The organism is Vibrio sp. 070316B, assembly GCF_013114115.1.
Taxonomy (GTDB): Bacteria; Pseudomonadota; Gammaproteobacteria; order Enterobacterales; family Vibrionaceae; genus Vibrio; species Vibrio chagasii_B.
This window is the reverse complement of sequence record NZ_VTYC01000001.1, coordinates 445606-466845: the sequence shown is the minus strand read 5'-3', so window position 1 is coordinate 466845 and position 21240 is coordinate 445606. Positions and strand designations below refer to the sequence as shown.

General features: G+C 44.5%; 17 protein-coding genes. 8 read left to right on the top strand and 9 right to left on the bottom strand.

Translation table 11 applies throughout. The features are described 5' to 3' along the window. The first annotated feature begins 199 nt into the window (after positions 1-199). Positions 200-1822, top strand: a complete 1623-nt coding sequence (locus F0251_RS02120) for a methyl-accepting chemotaxis protein (RefSeq protein WP_171730198.1) — start codon at positions 200-202, stop codon at positions 1820-1822. Between the two features lie 109 nt (positions 1823-1931). On the opposite strand, the gene F0251_RS02115 is transcribed toward F0251_RS02120, so the two are convergent. Beyond that, positions 1932-3422: a SulP family inorganic anion transporter gene (locus F0251_RS02115; RefSeq protein WP_171730197.1), complete on the bottom strand. Its 1491-nt coding sequence runs from the start codon at positions 3420-3422 to the stop codon at positions 1932-1934. Positions 3423-4018: 596 nt separating this feature from the next. Here F0251_RS02115 and asnS point away from each other — a divergent pair. Next, positions 4019-5419, top strand: a complete 1401-nt coding sequence (asnS, locus tag F0251_RS02110) for an asparagine--tRNA ligase (protein WP_116870352.1) — start codon at positions 4019-4021, stop codon at positions 5417-5419. Positions 5420-5547: 128 nt separating this feature from the next. Here the strand turns inward: asnS and F0251_RS02105 are convergent, their stop codons facing one another. Continuing rightward, entirely contained in the window at positions 5548-5754 is a 207-nt protein-coding gene (locus F0251_RS02105) for a hypothetical protein (RefSeq protein ID WP_061031632.1), read from the bottom strand. A 138-nt stretch (positions 5755-5892) separates the two neighbouring features. Continuing rightward, on the bottom strand, positions 5893-7293 hold the full coding sequence (locus F0251_RS02100; protein ID WP_171730196.1) for a PLP-dependent aminotransferase family protein: 1401 nt from the start codon (positions 7291-7293) through the stop codon (positions 5893-5895). Between the two features lie 219 nt (positions 7294-7512). Between F0251_RS02100 and F0251_RS02095 the strand changes: the two genes are divergently transcribed. The 3 genes from F0251_RS02095 (at position 7513) to F0251_RS02085 (ending at position 11007) form a co-directional block, all read left to right on the top strand. Then, the gene (locus tag F0251_RS02095; protein WP_063522463.1) at positions 7513-7812 is read left to right on the top strand and encodes a hypothetical protein; all 300 of its coding nucleotides are present in this window, start codon (positions 7513-7515) and stop codon (positions 7810-7812) included. Between the two features lie 299 nt (positions 7813-8111). Beyond that, complete coding sequence (locus F0251_RS02090) at positions 8112-9614, top strand: HD-GYP domain-containing protein (RefSeq protein WP_116870350.1); 1503 nt, start codon at positions 8112-8114, stop codon at positions 9612-9614. A 202-nt stretch (positions 9615-9816) separates the two neighbouring features. Then, positions 9817-11007 carry an amino acid aminotransferase gene (locus F0251_RS02085; protein WP_171730195.1) on the top strand — a complete coding sequence of 397 codons (1191 nt, stop codon included), beginning with the start codon at positions 9817-9819 and terminating at the stop codon, positions 11005-11007. 103 nt (positions 11008-11110) lie between these two features. On the opposite strand, the gene F0251_RS02080 is transcribed toward F0251_RS02085, so the two are convergent. Further along, on the bottom strand, positions 11111-11755 hold the full coding sequence (locus F0251_RS02080; RefSeq protein WP_061031637.1) for an outer membrane beta-barrel protein: 645 nt from the start codon (positions 11753-11755) through the stop codon (positions 11111-11113). A gap of 150 nt (positions 11756-11905) precedes the next feature. Here F0251_RS02080 and F0251_RS02075 point away from each other — a divergent pair, with 150 nt between their 5' ends. Both F0251_RS02075 and F0251_RS02070 read left to right on the top strand, forming a co-directional pair. Continuing rightward, a complete protein-coding gene (locus F0251_RS02075) occupies positions 11906-13795 on the top strand; it encodes a DUF294 nucleotidyltransferase-like domain-containing protein (RefSeq protein WP_061031638.1) in 1890 nt (629 codons plus the stop codon). 5 nt (positions 13796-13800) lie between these two features. Continuing rightward, positions 13801-14517, top strand: a complete 717-nt coding sequence (locus F0251_RS02070) for a 3'-5' exonuclease (protein ID WP_061031639.1) — start codon at positions 13801-13803, stop codon at positions 14515-14517. Between the two features lie 76 nt (positions 14518-14593). Here F0251_RS02070 and F0251_RS02065 read toward each other — a convergent pair whose 3' ends face one another. Next, entirely contained in the window at positions 14594-15286 is a 693-nt protein-coding gene (locus tag F0251_RS02065; protein WP_171730194.1) for an MOSC domain-containing protein, read from the bottom strand. 65 nt (positions 15287-15351) lie between these two features. Further along, positions 15352-15594: a hypothetical protein gene (locus F0251_RS02060; RefSeq protein WP_171730193.1), complete on the bottom strand. Its 243-nt coding sequence runs from the start codon at positions 15592-15594 to the stop codon at positions 15352-15354. An 87-nt stretch (positions 15595-15681) separates the two neighbouring features. On the opposite strand from F0251_RS02060, the gene F0251_RS02055 reads away from it, so the two are divergent. Continuing rightward, positions 15682-16494 (top strand): helix-turn-helix transcriptional regulator, encoded by an 813-nt coding sequence (locus F0251_RS02055; RefSeq protein ID WP_171730192.1) that lies wholly within the window; start codon positions 15682-15684, stop codon positions 16492-16494. A gap of 37 nt (positions 16495-16531) precedes the next feature. Here F0251_RS02055 and F0251_RS02050 read toward each other — a convergent pair whose 3' ends face one another. The 3 genes from F0251_RS02050 to serC form a co-directional block, all read right to left on the bottom strand. Then, complete coding sequence (locus F0251_RS02050; protein ID WP_171730191.1) at positions 16532-18538, bottom strand: GGDEF domain-containing protein; 2007 nt, start codon at positions 18536-18538, stop codon at positions 16532-16534. Then, positions 18535-19683 (bottom strand): extracellular solute-binding protein, encoded by a 1149-nt coding sequence (locus F0251_RS02045; RefSeq protein WP_171730190.1) that lies wholly within the window; start codon positions 19681-19683, stop codon positions 18535-18537. Before F0251_RS02045 ends, F0251_RS02050 begins: the two co-directional genes overlap by 4 nt. A 343-nt stretch (positions 19684-20026) precedes the next feature. Continuing rightward, complete coding sequence (gene serC / locus F0251_RS02040) at positions 20027-21121, bottom strand: 3-phosphoserine/phosphohydroxythreonine transaminase (RefSeq protein WP_061031645.1); 1095 nt, start codon at positions 21119-21121, stop codon at positions 20027-20029. Positions 21122-21240 lie beyond the last annotated feature (119 nt).

Here is a 21240-nt window from a genome sequence, read left to right as displayed (position 1 = left end):
TCACTTGCTAGGCGAAACTATCAAAATCGGCTCCTTACTCTTTAGATGTTCCAATTAGACCTCAGTGATTATACAAACTCGCTACATCACAGAAACAAAACCACAACCGGAGTGTGGTCACATTATTCGATATACCCCATAGGTGGTAAGGACTCTTGCCAGTACAGTATCCGCGTCATCAGAATTAATAAAAACACCTATGCGCTCAACAATAACCTTCAAGATTTTGGTTGCTCTTGCCATTGTATTTACCTTTTTACTGGCAATATCCACCTACTTTCAATACTCCCAACAAAAACAACTGGTTAATTCCGTTCTAAGTGAACAACTTCACGATAAAGCGAGCAACTATTTCGATAGCCTTAATATGATGATGCTGACAGGCACCATGGCACAGAAAGAAACGCTGCGTCAGAAAGCGTTAGCGCAAGAAGGCATTGAAGACGTTCGAGTATTACGTGCCGAAGCCGTAAGTAAGTTGTATGGTCCAGGCAATGACAACCAAACACCTGTTGACGAGATTGATAAAAGAGCCTTGTCAGGCGAAACCGTCATCGAGCCATTTTCTGCTTACTGGGGTAAAGGCTTGGTGATAGCTCTACCAATGAAGTCGAGTGAGAATTATCGTGGTACCAATTGTGTCGCGTGTCATATGGCACCAGAAGGTGAAGTATTGGGAGCAATTCGACTAGAGTACAATCTGAGTCATGTTAATTCGCTGATTAAGACTCAAACTATGGCTGCGATCGGTATCATGGCAGTGATCTCCTTCGCTGGCTTTGTGCTGACGATGGGGCTGATTCGTAAAATCATTGTACGCCCGCTTCAGCAAACCTCTCGCTTTATGACTCAAGTCAGCAGCGATAAGGACCTTTCCACTCGCCTACCGGAACAGAGCCAAGATGAAATTGGCACTCTGGCGAAATCAATTAACTCGTTTATGGGCACAGTATCAAGCAGTTTGGAACAAGTACAAGATACCTCTCATAAGCTGAACGCGTCTGCCAATCAACTGACGAGCGTCGCACAAATTACTGAGCAAGCCGCCAGCGACCAGCAGAATGAGACCGCTGAAGTACAAAGTAATGTTGAAGGAATACAAGCTCAGCAGGTCAATGTAGAACAAGCGACATTAACCGCATCTGACCTCATCAATCACACTTCGGATGTGGCATGTAAAAGTGCGAACCAAGCCCATGATGCAAGTAGCGAGATAAAGAACCTTGTTACTAGTATTGAAGAGGTGAAACATAAGATCACCACACTCAACGAACAGACAGGCGAAGTGTCTTCGATATTGAGTGTGATCCGTGGCATTGCCGATCAAACCAACCTTTTGGCACTCAATGCTGCAATAGAAGCTGCGAGAGCAGGTGAACAAGGCCGAGGATTTGCAGTCGTTGCGGACGAGGTTCGCCACCTCGCCTCTCGAACAGCAGAGGCCACGGGCAGTATTGAATCAATTATTCACCAATTCCAACAAGGCAGCGAAGAGTCATTAACCTCTGCCGATCGCGTGTGCGAACAAGCACACCAAAGCTCTACCGACATTGATGCACTCTCTATTGAAATGAATAGTGTTGTCGAAGAGATGAAACAGGTGCTCGCCCATGCGCAGAACATTCAACAACAGACGCAATCTACTACCCAGGCAACCAAAGATGTTCAGCAGAAAGTCGAAACCATCACATCGCACGCTAACGACACATCACTATCAGCAGGTGAGACGCGTAATATCAGTACTGATCTAGAAGAGCTGTCTGACCACCTAGAATCCCTGATTAATCAGTTCACGTTATCTTGTACCAAAGACAAAGCCTAAACCGAGAACAGTACCTAACTGTCACCCAACAAAAAAGCGCTCAACCACGAGCGCTTCACCTTTCTACGTAGCCATTACTTAGGCTATGAACTCTATGTTTAAACAGCCGCTAGTGCGTAATCGACACCGCTGATAAATCTTTATGCTTGTGGTACATCGCATGTTTGAAGATTAGCTTAGCACTGACCTCATCCATGCCAGATACATCGACATAAGCCCCTTTCTTACGAAACTTGAAGACCACCTTATCGAGCGCTTCAACCGAGGTGTTATCTAAAAATGACGCCTCAGAAATGTCGATTGTGACCAACGACGTCGCCTTGTCGTAATCGAACAAATCAACAAAGGCATCAGAAGAAGCAAAGAACACATGCCCCTTAACTTTATGAGTGGTATGCATTTGATTGGTCACGACTTCATCGGAGATAAAGACCATAGACTTGCTCGTGTGAGCATAAAATAGGGCCGAAAGCACCACGCCAACCGCGACACCAATCGCTAGGTTATGAGTAAAGACAACCACCACAACCGTTGCCAGCATGGTGACATTGGTCGGTAAGGTATGATCTTTAAGTTCGACAATCGATCGCCAAGAGAAGGTACCGATCGATACCATGATCATCACAGAGACAAGTGCCGCCATCGGTATCAGCTTTAACCAGTCTGCAGCGAACACCACCATGAGCAATAGAACCACACCTGCAATCATGCTGGATAGTCTAGTAAGGCCGCCAGACTTAATGTTAATGATCGACTGACCTATCATCGCGCAGCCCGCCATACCGCCAAACAGTGACGCAACAATGTTCGCGACACCTTGCCCTTTGCACTCGTTGTTCTTATTACTTTCGGTATCCGTCAGATCGTCAACAATGGTCGCAGTCATCAAGGATTCCAGTATGCCAACGACTGACAAAGCGATGGAATATGGAAGTATGATTTCGAAGGTATTAAGTGTGAATGGAATATTCGGAATTAAAAACACGGGTAACGAATCAGGAAGTTTGCCCATGTCACCAATAGTTCTCACTTCTAGGCCAAACATCAAACTGATGATGGTGAGCACAATAATCGCCACCAAGGGTGATGGAATTGCGCTGCCCAATTTCGGTAAGTAAGGCAGTAAGTAGATGATCGCTAATCCTAATACGACCAACAAATATACGCTTGAAGGTACGTTGGTAAGCTCCGGCAATTGAGCCATAAATATAAGAATAGCAAGCGCGTTCACAAATCCGGTAATCACAGATTTAGACACGAAATTCATCAAATTACCCAGCTTCAAATAGCCTGCAACAATCTGAATGACACCTGCAAGAAATGAAGCTGCCAGTAGATAGTCGAGTCCGTGCTCTTTGACTAAAGTCACCATCAATAGCGCCATTGCTCCTGTCGCACCGGATATCATCCCCGGACGGCTACCCACTAAAGCGGTGACAACACAGATACAGAATGAAGCGTATAAACCCACCTTAGGGTCGACGCCTGCGATAATGGAAAATGCGATAGCTTCAGGGATCAATGCAAGTGCAACGACAATCCCAGATAATGAATCTCCTTTAATATTTGATAACCAGTGTGTTTTTAAATAATTAAGCATGTAATTCTCTTTTACTTGTACAGCCTATCCTGCCTTGTTCAGACATATTGTATTCGACTGTTTTTCATGAATGAGCGAGCGCTCGAAAAGTGCGGGTGTAGAGAGAATGCAGGGACTAAGGCGGCGTAATTAACACGTGAATATTAAACTCCTCTGGTGATTCTTTAATTCGCAGCAAAGTGAATTCGCGACAAACAAAGAGGGTGAATGGTCTCCTAGATAGGAGAAACCGCGACAATATAGTGTGAGGTTCAATGCAATCACACAATCATTATTGGAAACAAAGATTACAATGGAGCAGCGACCAATTCATCACAGGCGTGGCACGTGACAACATGCAAGAAGTGGAAACAGACTAAGAGATCGAACAAAAAACCAACCCTTATTGGGTTTTATGGCTGACATACACAATATTTCTTTCTACAAGCAAGAATAAAGGTTGAAGCTCTCCGTATGACAGGTAATATGTTCCATTGATTTAAAAAGTTTATACAACTTAATGTTTCGATTGTTTTTTGTTCAAAATGTAGCGAACTATAAACAATCAATTGCAAACATTGCGTTGAATTTGTCCCTCAATGGAGAATGAAACCAACATGACTTACGCGCCTGTAAAAGACGTACTTGGCGGCAAGCTAGCGGTAGACAGTGAAGTAACTGTTCGCGGCTGGATCCGTTCACGTCGTGATTCCAAAGCTGGAATCTCTTTCCTTGCCATTTATGACGGCTCTTGTTTCGACCCGATTCAGGCCGTGGTCCCTAATAATCTTAATAATTACGAAAACGAAGTACTAAAGCTAACGACTGGCTGCTCTGTTGAAGTAACAGGTAAGATTGTTGAGTCTCCAGCGAAAGGCCAAGATTTTGAGCTTGCTGCAACTGACGTTAAAGTTGTTGGTTGGGTTGAAGACGCAGAAACATACCCAATGGCGAAAACTCGTCACTCTATCGAATACCTTCGTGAAGTAGCTCACCTACGTCCACGTACAAACGTAATCGGTGCAGTAGCGCGTGTTCGTAACTGCCTATCTCAAGCGATCCACCGCTTCTACCACGAGCAAGGTTACTTCTGGGTATCTGCTCCGCTGATCACTGCTTCTGATGCTGAAGGTGCAGGTGAAATGTTCCGCGTTTCTACGCTAGACATGGAAAACCTACCTCGCACAGAAAAAGGCGATGTTGACTACAACGAAGATTTCTTCGGTAAAGAGACATTCCTAACAGTATCTGGCCAACTAAACGGTGAAGCTTACGCTTGTGCACTAAGCAAAGTTTACACGTTCGGTCCTACGTTCCGTGCTGAAAACTCAAACACAAGCCGCCACCTAGCTGAGTTCTGGATGGTTGAACCTGAAGTTGCTTTCGCGGATCTAGAAGATATCGCTAAGCTATCTGAAGACATGCTTAAGTTTGTATTCAAAGCCGTACTAGAAGAGTGTCGTGACGACCTTGAGTTCTTCGCTCAACGTATCGACAAAGAAGCAATCACTCGCCTAGAGCAGTTTGTAACTTCTGATTTCGCACAAGTAGACTACACTGACGCAATCCAGATTCTTCTAGATTCAGGTCGTGAGTTCGAGTTCCCGGTTGAATGGGGTATCGATATGTCTTCTGAACACGAACGTTTCCTAGCTGAAGAACACTTCAAAGCGCCAGTAATCGTTAAGAACTACCCGAAAGACATCAAAGCATTCTACATGCGTGCGAACGATGATGGTAAGACGGTAGCGGCAATGGACGTACTAGCACCAGGCATCGGCGAAATCATCGGTGGTTCTCAACGTGAAGAGCGTTTAGACATCCTAGACGAGCGTATGCGCGAAGTAGGCATCGACCCTGAGCACATGAACTGGTACCGCGATCTACGTAAATACGGCACAGTGCCTCACGCTGGTTTCGGCCTAGGCTTCGAGCGTCTAGTATCTTACGTAACAGGCATGGGCAACGTACGTGACGTTATCCCATTCCCACGTACTCCTCGCTCTGCAAACTTCTAATTCCGCATTAAGCTCGAATTAAAAGAAAGAAAATAAAAACCTCCGCAATAGCGGAGGTTTTTTTATATTCAGAATACAAACGAAAAAGTTATTAGGAGTCATGCTACACCAAGCTCCTGATAGGTGTGCTAATCAACATCTTGATTACTAGCGTACTTTATTGCCAAGCCACAGATCGCCATCATCACGAATGGAATCGCAGCGGTGGTGTACTCCGCCCAAGCCATATCAGCGAATGCTTTTGCCAATAATACATGGCCAAGAATAAGTAGAAGCGCACACACAATCGCGACAACAATCAGCTTCAATTCATTTCCCATAGTCATCTTCAACATAACAGTCTCTCCAATATTCGGTCTACCGTTATTGAATCACAACTCTGTAGCCAATAAGGCGTACAGTTTCGCCACATTAAAACCGTACAGTTAGCATTATGTCGTTTTTTATGAGTCAGTTAGCGTTTAGGTCGGCACTTAATTCGCTAACTGATGTGCGACTTTTCCAAGCAGTTTCAAGGCTTGCTCTCTTTCTTGAGTCAGTTCATAAGAGAAGTTCAGTCGAATAGCGTTATCTACACTACCCTGCTCACTAAACAAATCACCCGATGCGACACTTATCCCCTGTGCGATCGCTAGTTGATGAAACTGCTGGCTATCGAAACCAGCAGTGAAACGTATCCAAATAAAATAGCCACCAGCGGGTTCTTCAAGCTGAATAGAGTGTGGGAAATATTGTTTGATGACCTCTAAAAAGCGTGCTTTTCTCTGCAAGAGATTCTTACGTAATTTACGCAGATGATTATCGTAGCTTTCATGAGTTAGAAAATGTGCGACACCAAGCTGAACTGGCGCACTACTAGAGAGCGTGGATAGCAGTTGCAACTTCTGAATCGCATCGTTGAAGCGAGTGTTGACCACCCAACCCACGCGGTAGCCAGGGCAAAGACTTTTTGAATAAGAACCACACAGCAAAACCGAATCCGTTTTATCAAACGCCTTCAGAGGCTTAGGTTTGTGTCCTTCATAGTAAAGATCACCATAAACGTCATCTTCAATAATGTAGGTATTGTGCTGCTCTGCTATCTCTACAACGCGGCGTTTAGCTTCGTCTGATAGACTTGTGCCTGTCGGATTTTGAAAAGTCGTCATCAGCCAACATGCTTTCACATTATGGTTCTTCAGTACGCTTTCAAACTGTTCAATATCCAATCCGTTGACTGGGCAAACATCCACTTCTATCGGTTTGAGCCCTAACCTCTCTACCGCTTGCAAAGCGCCATAAAATGCCGGCGATTCAATCACAACATAGTCGCCAGATTGAGTCACGGTTTGCAGGCTCAAGTTCAGAGCTTCCATCGCACCCGAAGTAATCACAATATCTTGATGGTTAACCGTAATTCCTTGCTGTAGATAACGCTGTGCTATCTGCCTTCTTAAAGATTCACTTCCAGGTGGTAGATTGTTAATGACACTAGCACCCGTCATCTTCCTGCCGGCGCTGGCTAGATTACGAGTTAAGGTAGGTAAAGGAAAAAGGTCTGGGTCAGGAAAAGCGGAGCCAAAAGGAATGACGCCTTCTGCTGAGCTGGACTTTAAGAAATCGAACAAGCGATCATTAATCGCCTTCTTCTCTCGTGCTACTGGCGCTTCGTAGTCAACGCCGTCGACCTTAGGGGCGACAAAGTAGCCAGACTGAGGCTTGGCAATGATCCAACCTTCACTTTCTAACAACTGATAGGCTTGTAAAACAGTACTATTACTGACGTTATAGTTACGACAACTCATGCGTACAGAAGGGATCTTCTCCCCTGAACGCCACGTGTTATTAGCGATCTGAGTCCGAATATCCTTTGCAAGCTCTTCATAACGCGCCATCTAATTGTACTACCTAGATAAATTCCTGTGGACGGGTGATCTTATCATTAACGTGATCAACTATTGCTTCTATCCATATGATTGCACCTAATTTCTATAATTGTGTGAATTGGTTCACAGATAACTTTGTAAGCTTTGCTAAGTTTGTACCCAAGGTAAGAGCTAAATTCGCTTTACGCCTCAATAATTTGATGTAACCCAAAAACATGCGAGATAACAATGAAAAAAATAGAAGCAGATCAGTTAAGTTATAAAGGAGAGTCAAACGGTGTTCACAGTTGGACAACACCGAGTGGCCAGCCATACTACTGGCACCCAGATTGGCTCCATATTGCTGAAGATGCGACAGGCTCACATCCAAAGCAGAAGCTAGATGTAGAGCAAGATCAAGCACCTACTGAAAAGCACGCGGTATCTGCAATTCTTAAGCACATCAACCAATGGGCAGCAGACAAACTGGCGTCACACCCAGAGATTGAAACTGGTTCAATTGAAGCAGAAATCAATCTGAAAAAGTAACCGCCTTTTAATAATCGTTAGGTCGCGTTGTAGCAAATCTTCTCAGCTCTCATCGCAACCTCATCGACGTAATAGCCTCGAGACTCAACCGAGGCTATTCAAACCTCTTCATAATAACGCTGTAATATTCCCCACCTAGCTAACAAAAATCCAACACTAACCACTTTCTTGTATCAATCCGCGAAAGCTATCGATAGAATTTCCGGTCTCATTCATGTCATCTATGTTAATCGTGCGTGCGTCTTTATCCGTCAATCAATCTAAGGCTCATGTAAATCAACAAGAACAAAGGCTTATCGATGGATACTTCTAACTATAATAAATCGCTAACGACCCAGTTATACGCTATCGCCGGGGTGCTCTTTGGCACTTATGGTAGCCGAGTGTGTCCGATGCTTGAGAGCCTATCCACACTTGAGATTTTCACTCACGTCAGCATCGTTTTTGTCTTGGTTTGGCTTGTTCGTCACTTTTTATTCGCCAATCACGCTTTGGTTAAGCAAGGCAGGTTTGCTCAGCTTGATACCTTTCTGTTCTTTGCAGCGAGTATCCCATTCGCACTGTATTACAACCTTAGCTACGAGTTCACCGTAGACAGTAATCTAAAAGTCTTATTTGGAATGAGCTTATTTGGCTTCTTTACCGGCACCATTCTCCAGCTAAGCGCCAAACTAAAGCAAATGGACGATATGGAAGCCACAGGGACGTATGATTTTCAGCTGGTCGGTGAAAGAAGCTCGCTAGTTAAACAGATGATTGGCTTGGTGATGGTACTTCTTGTCACACTGACGACCATGCTAACCATGATTGCAGTCAAAGACATATTTTGGCTGGAACACAATCCAGCCCGCTTACTCGATGGCACAGGCAAGATCAGCGTAATCAAAGAATTCATCTATTTAGCACTTGTATTAGGCGGCTACGCTATTGTCATCATGACACTGTGGAGCAAGCTGATTAAGCGTATTTTGCTTAGCCAAGAGTGCGCATTAAACAAGGTGACAAATGGAGAGCAAGGTGTCCGCCTGCCTATTTTCGGCTATAACGAACTTGGCTCAATGGCATCCATGACCAACACCATGCTCGATAGCTTGGAAACAGCGCAAAACGAAGTGAAAACCACACGCGATGTCGCGATTGTCAGTCTATCTGCACTTGCCGAATCGAGAGATAATGAGACAGGCGCGCATATCCTTAGAACTCAAGAATACGTTAAGGTACTCGCACAAGAGCTTAGTAAGTCTGAAACCCATTCAGCCTTGTTAACTCCAAACTATATCGAACTGCTTTATAAGTCTGCGCCACTGCATGATGTTGGCAAGGTAGGCGTTCCTGATAGCGTGCTGTTGAAACCGGGAAAATTGACTGACGAAGAGTTTGAAATAATGAAGGGGCACCCTGCTATTGGCGCTGAAGCCTTATCTATCGCTGAAAAGCAGCTCGGGAGCAGTTCTTTCTTAAGAGTGGCGAAAGAGATTTCCCTGACTCACCACGAGAAATGGAATGGCAGCGGCTATCCAAATCAATTGTCTGGCGAAGACATCCCTTTATCTGGTCGTTTAATGGCATTAGCCGATGTTTATGACGCATTAATCTCTAAACGCGTCTATAAGCCAGCATTTACACATCAACAAGCCAAAGCGATCATTTTAGAAGGTGAAGCTTCTCATTTCGATCCGCAAGTTGTTCAAGCCTTTTTAGCCGTCGAAGACCTTTTTGTTGAAATAGCGGCCACTTACAAAGATGGAAAAAACGAAGAAAACGAACTGGAGAGAGAAAGCCTTATTACTTCCACCGCATAATCTTTTCAAAAACCACTAACTTCTTGCACCCTATAGGTTAATCCGTAGGGTGTTTTGTTATCAAATACCCTCTTTAGTCAATAAATCTGATTGAAATGGATTTTTTTTGGTCTTTCTGTTCACTTCGTATTGTCTTAAAAATTCCATACAGGTATAACTACCCATAGATACTATCCCCTCTCAATTGACATGGATGAAGATTATGTTTGAAAAAGTGTTAGCTGCGCCTGCCGACCCTATCCTCGGCCTTACTGAAGAGTTTAAAAACGACTCTCGTGCAGAGAAAATCAACCTTGGTGTTGGCATCTACAAAAATGAAGATGGTCAAACGCCAGTACTTAAAACAGTAAAGAAAGCAGAAGCTGCACTTCTTGAAAACGAAAAAACCAAATCTTACCTAACGATTGAAGGTACAGCTGAATACGGCCTAGCAGTACAGAAGCTACTTTTCGGTTCAGATGCAGAAATCGTAAATTCTCAACGTGCTAAAACAGCACAAGCTCCGGGTGGTACTGGTGCTCTACGTGTTGCAGGTGAATTCATTAAGCGCCAACTTGGCGATGTGAAGATCTGGATCAGCAACCCAACTTGGGCTAACCACAACGGTGTATTCGCTGCTGCGGGTATCGAAACAGCTCAGTACAGCTACTACAACGCTGAAACAAAAGACAAAGACTTCGCTGGTATGATTGCTGACCTAGAGAAAGCATCTGAAGGTGATATCGTTCTTCTTCACGGCTGCTGTCACAACCCAACAGGTATTGACCCAACAGCTGAAGAGTGGGAAGTACTGGCTAAGCTCGTTGCTGAGAAGAAGCTTCTTCCACTATTCGACTTTGCTTACCAAGGTTTTGCAAAAGGCGTTGAAGAAGATGCTGCTGGCCTTCGCACTTTCGCTAAATACAACAAAGAGATTCTAGTCGCGAGCTCGTTCTCTAAGAACTTCGGTCTGTACAATGAGCGTGTTGGTGCATTCACTTTGGTTGCTGAGTCTGCAGACGTAGCAACAACAGCATTCTCTCAAGTTAAGAGCATCATCCGCTCTATCTACTCTAACCCACCAGCGCACGGTAGTGCTGTCGTAACTCACATCCTTGGCGATGCTGGTCTACGTGCTGAATGGGAAGCGGAAGTCGCTGAGATGCGTGACCGTATTCAAGAGATGCGCGAATTGTTCGTTGCAACACTGAAATCTGAAGGTGTTGATGCAGACTTCACGTTCATCGAGCGCCAAAATGGCATGTTCTCTTTCTCTGGTTTGAGCAAAGAGCAAGTAAACCGCTTAAAAGACGAATTCGCAATCTACATTGTTGGCTCTGGCCGCATCAGCGTAGCGGGCATGACTAAGTCAAACATGGGCCCTCTATGTAAAGGTATCGCTGCGGTTCTTTAATCGTAACAATACCAAGTCTGCTCTTGCAGACACTTAGATATGCAAAAGCCAGCGATTAAGCTGGCTTTTTTGTAGCTGTCGTAACGCATTAGATTTAATTCTATTAGTACTCGAGGAAGAACTCGACACCTAACTCATTCGTCCTCTCACTTACGCCTGTGCTCCCCTCACCATCTCTATGTTGGTATGAGCCACCAATCGCAAACTTGTTGGTCACTAAATAACGTAAACCTAGGTGGTAAATCTCTTCATCGAATAAATCGCTGCGGTTAAGTTGCACGCTACCGTTCGCAATCCAACGTTTAGCAAAGCCATAGTTAAGCTCGGCTTTAACACCTTGGACAAATTCCGTGTCCGACTCTAAGGTCTCATTGGTGCCATTCAGCTCAACTTCCCCTTTAGTCACGCCAAGCAAATAAGAAGCGACAATATCCAAGTCTTTCTTGATGCTATAACGATAACCCGCACCAGCCATTAGTGTATCAATACGAGTAGTACTCTCGTCAGGGTGGATGAAGCGCGCGCTATAATCACCAAGCAGTAACCAATCATCGGTCATGGTGTAGCTAACCCCTAATCCAAACGCCGATGCATTATTATTGCCCCCAGCATCTTCGTTTAAACTGCCTGAATGCGCCGTTGCATAAACGTGGTCGTAATCAAGAATATCCACACTGTGAGTGTCTGCCCACAAACTTGGAGAAAACATAAAAACTGCAGATACAAAACTAAGCTTCCACTTCGACATTCCCATCATCCTTAAACTGTCACTCCATTATTTGAAAGGTTAGTCTATCCCTAAGACTTTAAAAAGGTTTTAGCTCACAGATTGATTTGTGACGGCAAATTATTATCAAATGTTGTACCATGAAATCATACAAACCAATGGATGATTACTATGGATGCTGAGTTATTAGAGATTCAAAACTTTCTGGCACAATACCCCCCTTTCAATGAGCTCCCTGAGGAGATGTTGACGAAAGTGACCAGTAGCGTGGAAATTTCTTATTACCGCCAAGACACACCTATCATTCACTTTGGTGATCAAATTCATGATCTGTATATGGTTCGAAGCGGCGAAGTCGAAGTCTATCGTCGTAAAGGGGAACTGTATAACCGCCTTGATGAAGGCCATCTGTTTGGTCAAATGGGCCTGCTTACCAACAACAAGGTGCGCTTCCCAGTAAAAGCGACCGAAGATACCCTGCTCTACTGCATTCCTGAGCCTATTTTCCAAGAGCTCTACGATAACTACGACTCTTTTGCGGATTTCGTAGAGGTTGAGGATAACGCGCGCTTACGTCAGGCAAACTCAAGTAATAACGATGCCAACGACCTCACGACATCTAAAGTGAAAACGCTGCTGACCAGTGAAGCACCGATGATTGAGAAAACGCGCACCATTCAACAAGCGGCCACCATGATGGCGGAAGAGAATGTCTCTTCCTTGCTGATCATCGACCCTGACATCGTTGAAGATGATGAAGACGACTCAACGCCCGTTATCGGTATTATTACAGACCGAGATTTGTGCACTCGCGTACTGGCAGAAGGTCTAGATCCATCCGATGAAGTCTCTAGCGTGATGACACCTGAGGTTATCTCTCTTGACCACAATGCCTATGTATACGAAGCCATGATGACCATGCTTCGCTACAACGTGCACCACTTACCTGTCCTGAAAGATAAGAAGCCAATCGGTATTATCGAAGCGACCGACATCGTCCGTTACGAATCTCAAAACTCGCTGCTCTTAGTAAGTAGTATCTTCCAGCAACAAAGCATCGAAGATCTCAAAGTGCTCTCTGAGCAAGTGAAAGACAGCTTTGTCCGTCTCGTTAACGAAGATGCCAATGCTCATATGGTTGGCACCGCAATGTCGGTAATTGGTCGTAGCTTTAAGCAGCGTATTATCGAACTCGCCGAAGAGCAGTTAGGCAAATCACCAATTCCATATTGTTTCCTAGCATTAGGCTCTATGGGGCGTGATGAACAACTGCTGGTGACAGACCAAGATAACGCCATCATTCTTGATGACACCTACGACGAAGCAAAGCACGGCAAGTACTTTGAAGCACTCTCAAAATTCATTTGTGACGGCTTAGACCAATGTGGTTACGTGTATTGTACGGGTGACATCATGGCGACTAACCCAACTTGGCGCATGACACGCAGAGAATGGGAAGAGTGCTTCGCCGACTGGATTGATGATCCTAACCCGAAAGCGCTATTGAACGCATCGATCTTCTTCGACCTAGATGGTGTTTATGGCCGCCTGAAATGGGCAGAGCAACTAAACAGCTTTATCGTAAGACGTGCACGTAAGAACAACCGCTTCCTGGCATGTCTGGCACGTAATGCGCTCAACCGTACTCCGCCACTTGGTTTCTTTAAAGACTTCGTAATGGAGAAAGATGGTCGTCATAACAACTCCATCAACCTCAAACGACGTGGTACGGCTCCTCTCGCCGATTTGATTCGAGTTCACTCTCTTGCGGTGGGCTCTCGCTCTAAAAACTCATTTGAGCGCTTAGACGACATTATCGACGCAGGTATTTTGCCAAAAGGCAGAGCACAAGATCTTAAAGATGCGATGGAATTTATCTCTCTGGTGCGCATTCGCCACCAAGCGCACGATGTTGATAACAATGTTGAGCCGGATAACAACATCGAACCGGAAAACCTGTCTGATTTTGAACGTCGTAACCTTAAGGATGCGTTCCAAATCTTAAGTAATGCGCAAAACTTCCTTAAGTTCCGTTACCAAGCCAGTAACAAGTTTAAGTAGGGCCTATGAACAAACTATTCAGATCACCAGCGGTCGATTGGCCATTTAAGTTTGCTCAAAAGCTTGAACGTGCCCAGGATGAACGCTTAAAACAGTTCTACAACCAACCGCTTCCTGCGCCTGACACACCACTTTCAGAGGTGATGTTCTTAGCGTTGGATTTCGAAACGACTGGCCTGAACCCTTCTAAAGATGGGATCATAACCATAGGTTTGGTGCCATTCACCCTTAACCGAATCTACCTGCGACAAGCAAGGCACTGGACATTACGCCCAAGTCAGAAGCTAGAAGAGGAGTCAGTGGTAATCCACGGCATTACCCACAATGACATCATCGATGCACCGGATCTTGATGAAGTGTTGGATGAAGTATTGCAAGCGATGGCTGGTCATATTCCAGTTGTTCACTACCGTCGTATCGAGCGAGATTTCTTAAACAACGCATTGAAAGTGCGATTGAATGAAGGCATAGAGTTTCCGGTGCTGGACACGCTAGAGATTGAGTCTCAGATCCAGAACAAGCTAGCTGGCGGCCTGTGGAATAAATTAAAAGGTAAGAAGCCTGGTTCGGTTCGACTAGGGCAAAGCCGTCGTCGATACCACCTGCCCGACTACACGCCACATCATGCGCTTACTGATGCAATTGCAACCGCAGAGTTGCTTCAAGCACAAGTTGCTCATCACTTTTCGCCTGATATGCCGCTGAAGAGTTTCTGGCTATAACGGCAATTACGAAGCTCATTAGACTTAAAAATCCCGCTATATCTCAATAGCGGGCTTTCTCTATCTAACGACTGGTTTATACCGCTGTAGGCCCAACCAAGCGCATTTCCCAATCTTCGACTTTACCCGTTTCGAGGCGACGTGCAACAAGCGCTCCCCAAGACTCAACCAATGGCAATGCCGTCATTTGACTTAATAAGTCTTTATCTAAACTTCCTGTAAAAACTGCCCCCATGATACGAGCAAGCGACCAATCAGGATAAGGACGCTCGCACAGTATGATCTCATCACCTGCACCGATCTCGCCCTCTTCTAACACTCGGAAATACCAACCGGTTCTGAGTGTGTCTTGCAGCCTTTTTGCCATATCGTGTTGGTCAAAACGCACATTGAGCTTCCAACAAGGCATACGCCCTTGCGATACTTCCAACAAAGTAGACCCAATACGGATTTTATCTTTTAAGCAAATCGATTGTTCGGTCACGCCGCTTGAGCTGATGTTCTCCCCAAAAGCGCCAGCTGATTGAAAAACACCTTTGTCGCCCAACTCCTGTTGCCAAACTGGGTAATGTTCGCTTGGGTAGATATGAAGGGCTTTTTGAATGCCGCCATGAAAACGCGGATCACCTTGCTCATCATTGGTAAAACCCAGCTCCGTTGCGTGTTGACGCTCCAACAATACTTGTTTGTTGATGGCACTTTTGGCACCATGTGCGAAAGCGACCGTTTTGCCTGCCAATACATTGTTTACCACGCCTAACTTCTTCATATCTCTCCCTTTTTGTCTCAATCTTATTGTTCTTTCTGCGAGAATATTGTCTTCTACGAGCAGTACTATCGCTCGCCTAATGATCTAAATATCGGAATCGCCGCCAACACTTCAATACTCTGGTCGGTGCTTTTGAGGTAGCGAGTCTCACTATCAGAAGCCAACACATGACGCTGATAGCCCTCTTCGATTGGAAACTTAGCTAATACAGTATCGAGTGATGTTTCACACTTTCTGCAGTCGATATTCTCAATACCAACTTTAAACAAAAGCTGGTTTTGTTTGGATATCTCTACTTGAAAGCGCATGCTCGTATCCTCTCGGCTTCATTCTATTTGTCGAGCATGATAGCCTAGGGTCGCCCCGTCAGAATAGGGACATAAGGACACTTAACCATGCTAACCCGCCAAATCGATTCTCGTACCGGAGTGGTCACCTCCAACAAGATGATGGTCGCCAATCCGAACTCGCCCGCGCTCGTTAAGACTATCGACATGCCGAAAGGTTACATCGATGCGATGCACCAACACACATGGCATCAAGTGATCTTTCCACTCAAAGGTTTGCTACAAACTCAAACAGAACACTATCAACACCTTGTGCCGCACACATCGGCTTTGTTTGTACCTGCCGGTATTTCACATGAATCTATCGCATTGAGCCATACCACGTTTGTTGGCATTTACCTTAACCCAGCCTTTGGAACAAAGTATGAGCCCGAAGTTAGAACCATTACACTGACTCCTTTTCTAAACGAGCTATTACAAGAAATTCGCAGACAGTGTGAGGGATTGGTGAGCGATGAAGAAGTGTCTCGCCTACTGTCCGTATTGCACGACCAAATAATGAAAGACAACGTACAGACATTTCAGTTGTTATTGCCACAAGACAGGCGTTTGAAGTTGATATTTGAAGCCCTCACTGATGAGCCAAATTTAGATTTGTCGCTCAAAGCGTGGGGAGAAAAAGTAGGCGCATCCGAGCGAACGTTATCACGATTATTCTCGAAAGAGTTCAACACCTCGTTTCAGCTGTGGCGTCAACAAATACGACTGATTTACTCATTGTCCCTGCTAGACGAAGATAACTCGATACAAAGTATTGCTGATCAAGTGGGATATCAAAACGACTCCTCTTATATCAAAGCCTTCAAAGCGACTTTTGATGTTACGCCACAGCAGTTTCGCTTTAATGGTCATCGAAGCTAAGAACGCCCACCTTTAATCCTTAATTCCAACTCTAATTCTAACTGATGTTTGATTCGCGCAACTTTACTGCCTCAGACAAACCTTGGTAATAACGACGCTTTTGAAGATACATATCTTCATCGGCTTGAGAGAACAAGTCTTCTATACCGCTCGACTCTGTTGAAGCGACCCCAATAGAGAACCTAACCGGAATGCTACCGCCGGCTTGCGTTTCGACAACCTGCTCAAATTGATCTGCATATAGTCGTTGAGCTAATTGCTGAGGATCTTGTGCTTGTTGATCGGCTGGTGCCAAAGTAAGAATGGCAAATTCATCACCGCCTAATCGATACAGGTTGCTCGCCCCGCTTAACCGATTACGAATGACGTTTGTACAACCTTTTATCAGCTCATCACCCACGGCATGACCATACTGGTCGTTGGCGGCCTTTAACCCATTAATATCAATGATCAGCAAAGATAAGATATCTTTATTCTCGGTCGCGCATTGTTTATAAAACTCCAGATCTTCATCGAAGGCTTTACGGTTATAACACCCCGTAGGCATGTTGATACGATTCATATTTTCTAGCTCAACCCAACCTGCTAACTGCTTTTGGTATAAGTCAAAAATCAGCAGGTCTTCTTCATTCAGCAAAGCAAAACTTTGAGAGAAAAAGTGACCAATCGTTATCTCTTTCGAGTCTTTTAAAACCTTGTAACGATCAGAAAAGTCGTTGTCCACGATTTCTCCGTCAGCAATACAACTAAAGCTGAACCCAATTAGGCAATTCGGAAGGAGTGACTCGAGTTGTCGATTAACATGTTCTGGAATCAGTCGGTATTCAACATTTTGCCTCGTGGAAGCAAACTTGACGATCTTAAGAATACGGTTTTTCTGAGACTCTTCACGAGCCAATGAATGCGTTAACCTACTCGTCTTCTCTTCTACGGTTTGCTCTAACTGAAGGTTGAAATTCTCCAGCTTGTGATTACTCTCTTGGATTTGGTGGTAAGCACTTCTTAACTGGTCATTACGAACTCGTGCCTCACTTAATTGATGCTGTATTCGTCCCCACATTTTTTCCAGCAAACGACTAAATGTAATGAACTCTGTAAAATGATGTTCATTTGCACCGTGACTAGGCGGTCGATTGTTTGAATAGGATTCAACAGATTCTGTCAGTAGATTCAATTGTTTAGAGAACCAACGATTAAGCACTAAAGCAATAACGATGGCAGCAAATAATGTCGCGAAGAATATTCGAATAAACACAACTTGAGATTGCTGCATCTCCAACAAACGAGCCTCATCAGACACCTGGTGTCTTACTCCTAGGACAAGATTTTTCGAAAACAAAGTGTTGTTGTTGGATACAATTTTACTGTGCGCCCAAGTGCTGTCTTGCGCATCAGAAGTTAGATATTTAAATCCAACAGATTCGTTTTCATATAAGAATGGCGCGACTTTCGACTCTAATCTATCGTACCCCATCAACACGACAAGATAACCTTGTGGTGTGTAGTTGGAACCCTCGATGAGTCGATATGGCAGTATTGGTGCGACAAAAGCAATGCCTGACTTCGCATCATCAGCAAGTTCTGACTCAGTGAATTCAATATGGTACATCTTGCCTTGTGTATATGCAGGCTGAGGATGCTTGAGTTCCTCTAATAACTGACTTTGTTCAAAGTGGTACAAGCTGCCATTACTGTCATAAATGGGTTTCCAGTTGCGATCTAATATGTATGTCGCCGACACACTATCCGCGAGTGTGTTAAAGCTGTCCATCTTGTCCCACACAACGCTAGAGAAAAAGATATTCCCGCCCGCTTTAATCAGGGAACGATCTTGTGAATACCATTGGGTGAGGCTGGCAGTAAGGTCGATCTGCTCCTGCACCGTTTGTTGTATACCAGCTTTAGAATTGGCCAGTTTGATCTCTTTCTGTTCCAAAGAGCTCTCATTCTGCATATTCAGTATGAGTTGACCCGCTAAATAAACAGGCAGCAAAGAGCAAGCAAATAGCACTAAACCCGTCGAGTACTTCAATGAGAACTTCATTGTGCAGACCTCATGGTCGCTGAGTAATACGCGACAAAGTCATCGTAAAATTTATGTAGCTTCTGCTTTGGCATTCCCGATTTATATCGCTCATAAGCTCTGGCAGTTGCTTCCCAAACAATCGCCATTTTGTAGTCGCTTGACATCATTTGTGATGATTGAAATTCATCGTACATGTTTGAAAAGGTGACATTTCCCTCATCAACACGGCGCTGATTCACTTCATGGAATGGAGAGATCATTGCATTTGAATGCGCTAAGTAGGTGAAACGGTTCGACTGCAAATACTCAACCACCTCTTTTAAAACTTCTTTGGTTCCAGGGTCTTGCATACCTTTCTTGGTCACTGCAAAAATCTTAGCGCCGCTAAATGAAGACATAGCCTGACCTCGATAGGTTGGTAAAGAGTTCACTTGCAACTGGCGGCCGTAGGCTTGCTCTAATTCACTAAAAGCCCAATCTCCATCAATTAAAAACTCAACCTCACCATCGATAAAACGTTGCCTTGCACAGACTTCATCACAAGACGATTTAATAACATTCTTCTTCTCGAGCATGTCGATAAACTCAAAAACAGACACTAAGTCCTCACCATTGATGGTTTTCGATGAGAGCTTCTCTTGTGAAAACAACTGGTAGAATGCCAAAAAGAAATACATGTTTGGATTGGGGAAAAGCACACTGGCTTGCATCGATTGAGACGAACGCTTCATTAGTTCCTCCCAAGTGATGGCTTGAGTTTGAGGTTCGTTAGAATAAAGCACTAACTGGTTGCCGATACCGACAGGTAACGCCTTAAGTTCACCGTTTAGCACCACTGAACCCAACGCTTTTTTCTCATAGCGTGAAGTATCAACCCAATTGGAGGGTAATGTTGCTAAATCAATATATTCAGTCAGACCTAAAAAATCGGAGGGTACCCAGATCGCATCTGGAAAAGTCTTATCACGAGGATCGGCAACAAGGAGTTCCGAACGAATACTGTTGACATTAAACGGGCGAATTTCGACGCTATGATCAGTCATAGATTCAATATGCTCTTTGACGTAACCTGCCGTTTCGTAATTGATGCCCACCCAAACTTCGAGCGTAGCAGCGCTGGTCAATACCGGGAATAATGCCGCTAATGTACTCAAAAACCTCACACTATTTCCTCATGGTAAAAACGTATCGTTAATTCAAGTTGCACCCACGCTGACAAATAACAAAACTCAAGTAATCGGTAGTGCTGACTACACGTCGGGCGAGACGTTATATAGCAAACATTCATGAATAAACAGAAAAAGTGACGCTTGCGGTTGATCTTTTCGCCCGAGAAACATTAGTGCTATCTATGCATAACACTTCTGTCTACAACTGCAACATATCATACCCTTTACACATTTCTAGGCAAAAAAAAATGCCGCAAAAGCGGCATTCATCTCGTTTAGTACAATCGACACAACAAAAAGCAAATCAGCGCTGTATCGTTCACTAACCTGTCATTGATTAAGCGTATTTCTCTTCGAAATCTTTCATGAAGCTTACAAGCGCTTGTACACCCTCTAGAGACATCGCATTGTAAAGCGATGCTCTCATACCACCGACTGCTCGGTGACCTTTCAGCGACTTAAGACCAGCAGCGTCAGCCAACTCTAAGAACTTCGCATCTAGCTCAGGTTTCGCAAGTTGGAATGGTACGTTCATTCTTGAACGGTTTGCTGCGTGCACTTCGTTCTTGTAGAAATCAGAATCATCAATCGCGTTGTACAGTAGTGCTGCTTTTTCTTGGTTCACACGCTCCATCGCTTCAACACCACCTTGAGCTTTCAACCATTTGAAGACAAGACCAGACAAGTACCAAGCGTACGTTGGTGGCGTGTTGAACATAGAGTCTTTTTCAGCAAGTACTTTGTAGTTAAGAATGCTTGGCAATACGTCGTTTGCAAGATCTAGCAGATCATCACGCACGATAGCGATACAGATACCCGCTGGGCCAATGTTCTTCTGCGCACCAGCATAGATAACACCATATTGAGACACATCGATCTTACGAGACAAGATGTTAGATGACATATCAGCAACAATAGGCTTGTCTGTTTGTGGTAGCTCACTGATCTCAATACCATCGATGGTTTCATTCGGGCAAAAGTGAACATACGCCGCTTCTGGGTCGATTTTCCAATCTTTAGCTGGAACTACAGCGGCTTTACCATCGACTGTCGTTTTTGCATTGAACACGTCGATTTCACAGTACTTGCTCGCTTCCGTAACTGCGCTTTCAGCCCAGTAGCCCGCATCAATGTAAGTCGCTTTCGTCGCATCACCTAACAGGTTTAGAGGAACAGCAGCGAATTGAGCACGAGCGCCCCCCTGACAGAACAGAACTTTGTAGTTGTCAGGGATGTTCAGAAGATCACGTAGGTCTTGCTCAGACTCATCAGCAACTTGAATAAACTCTTTGCTGCGATGACTGATTTCCATAACGGAAGTGCCTAAACCGTTCCAATCAATGAAATCAGCTTGTGCTTGTTTCATTACTGGCTTAGGCAGAGCCGCTGGGCCAGCACTAAAATTGAATACGTTATCTAATGTAAGTTCCATGGGGATGATTGCTCCTGCTAAATAATAACTATGCAAGTAATACCATGTTTTACTCAACATAAAAACAACAAAAGAGGTCTTATGACCTCTTTTGTTTCGTACAGTACAAAATCTCTATC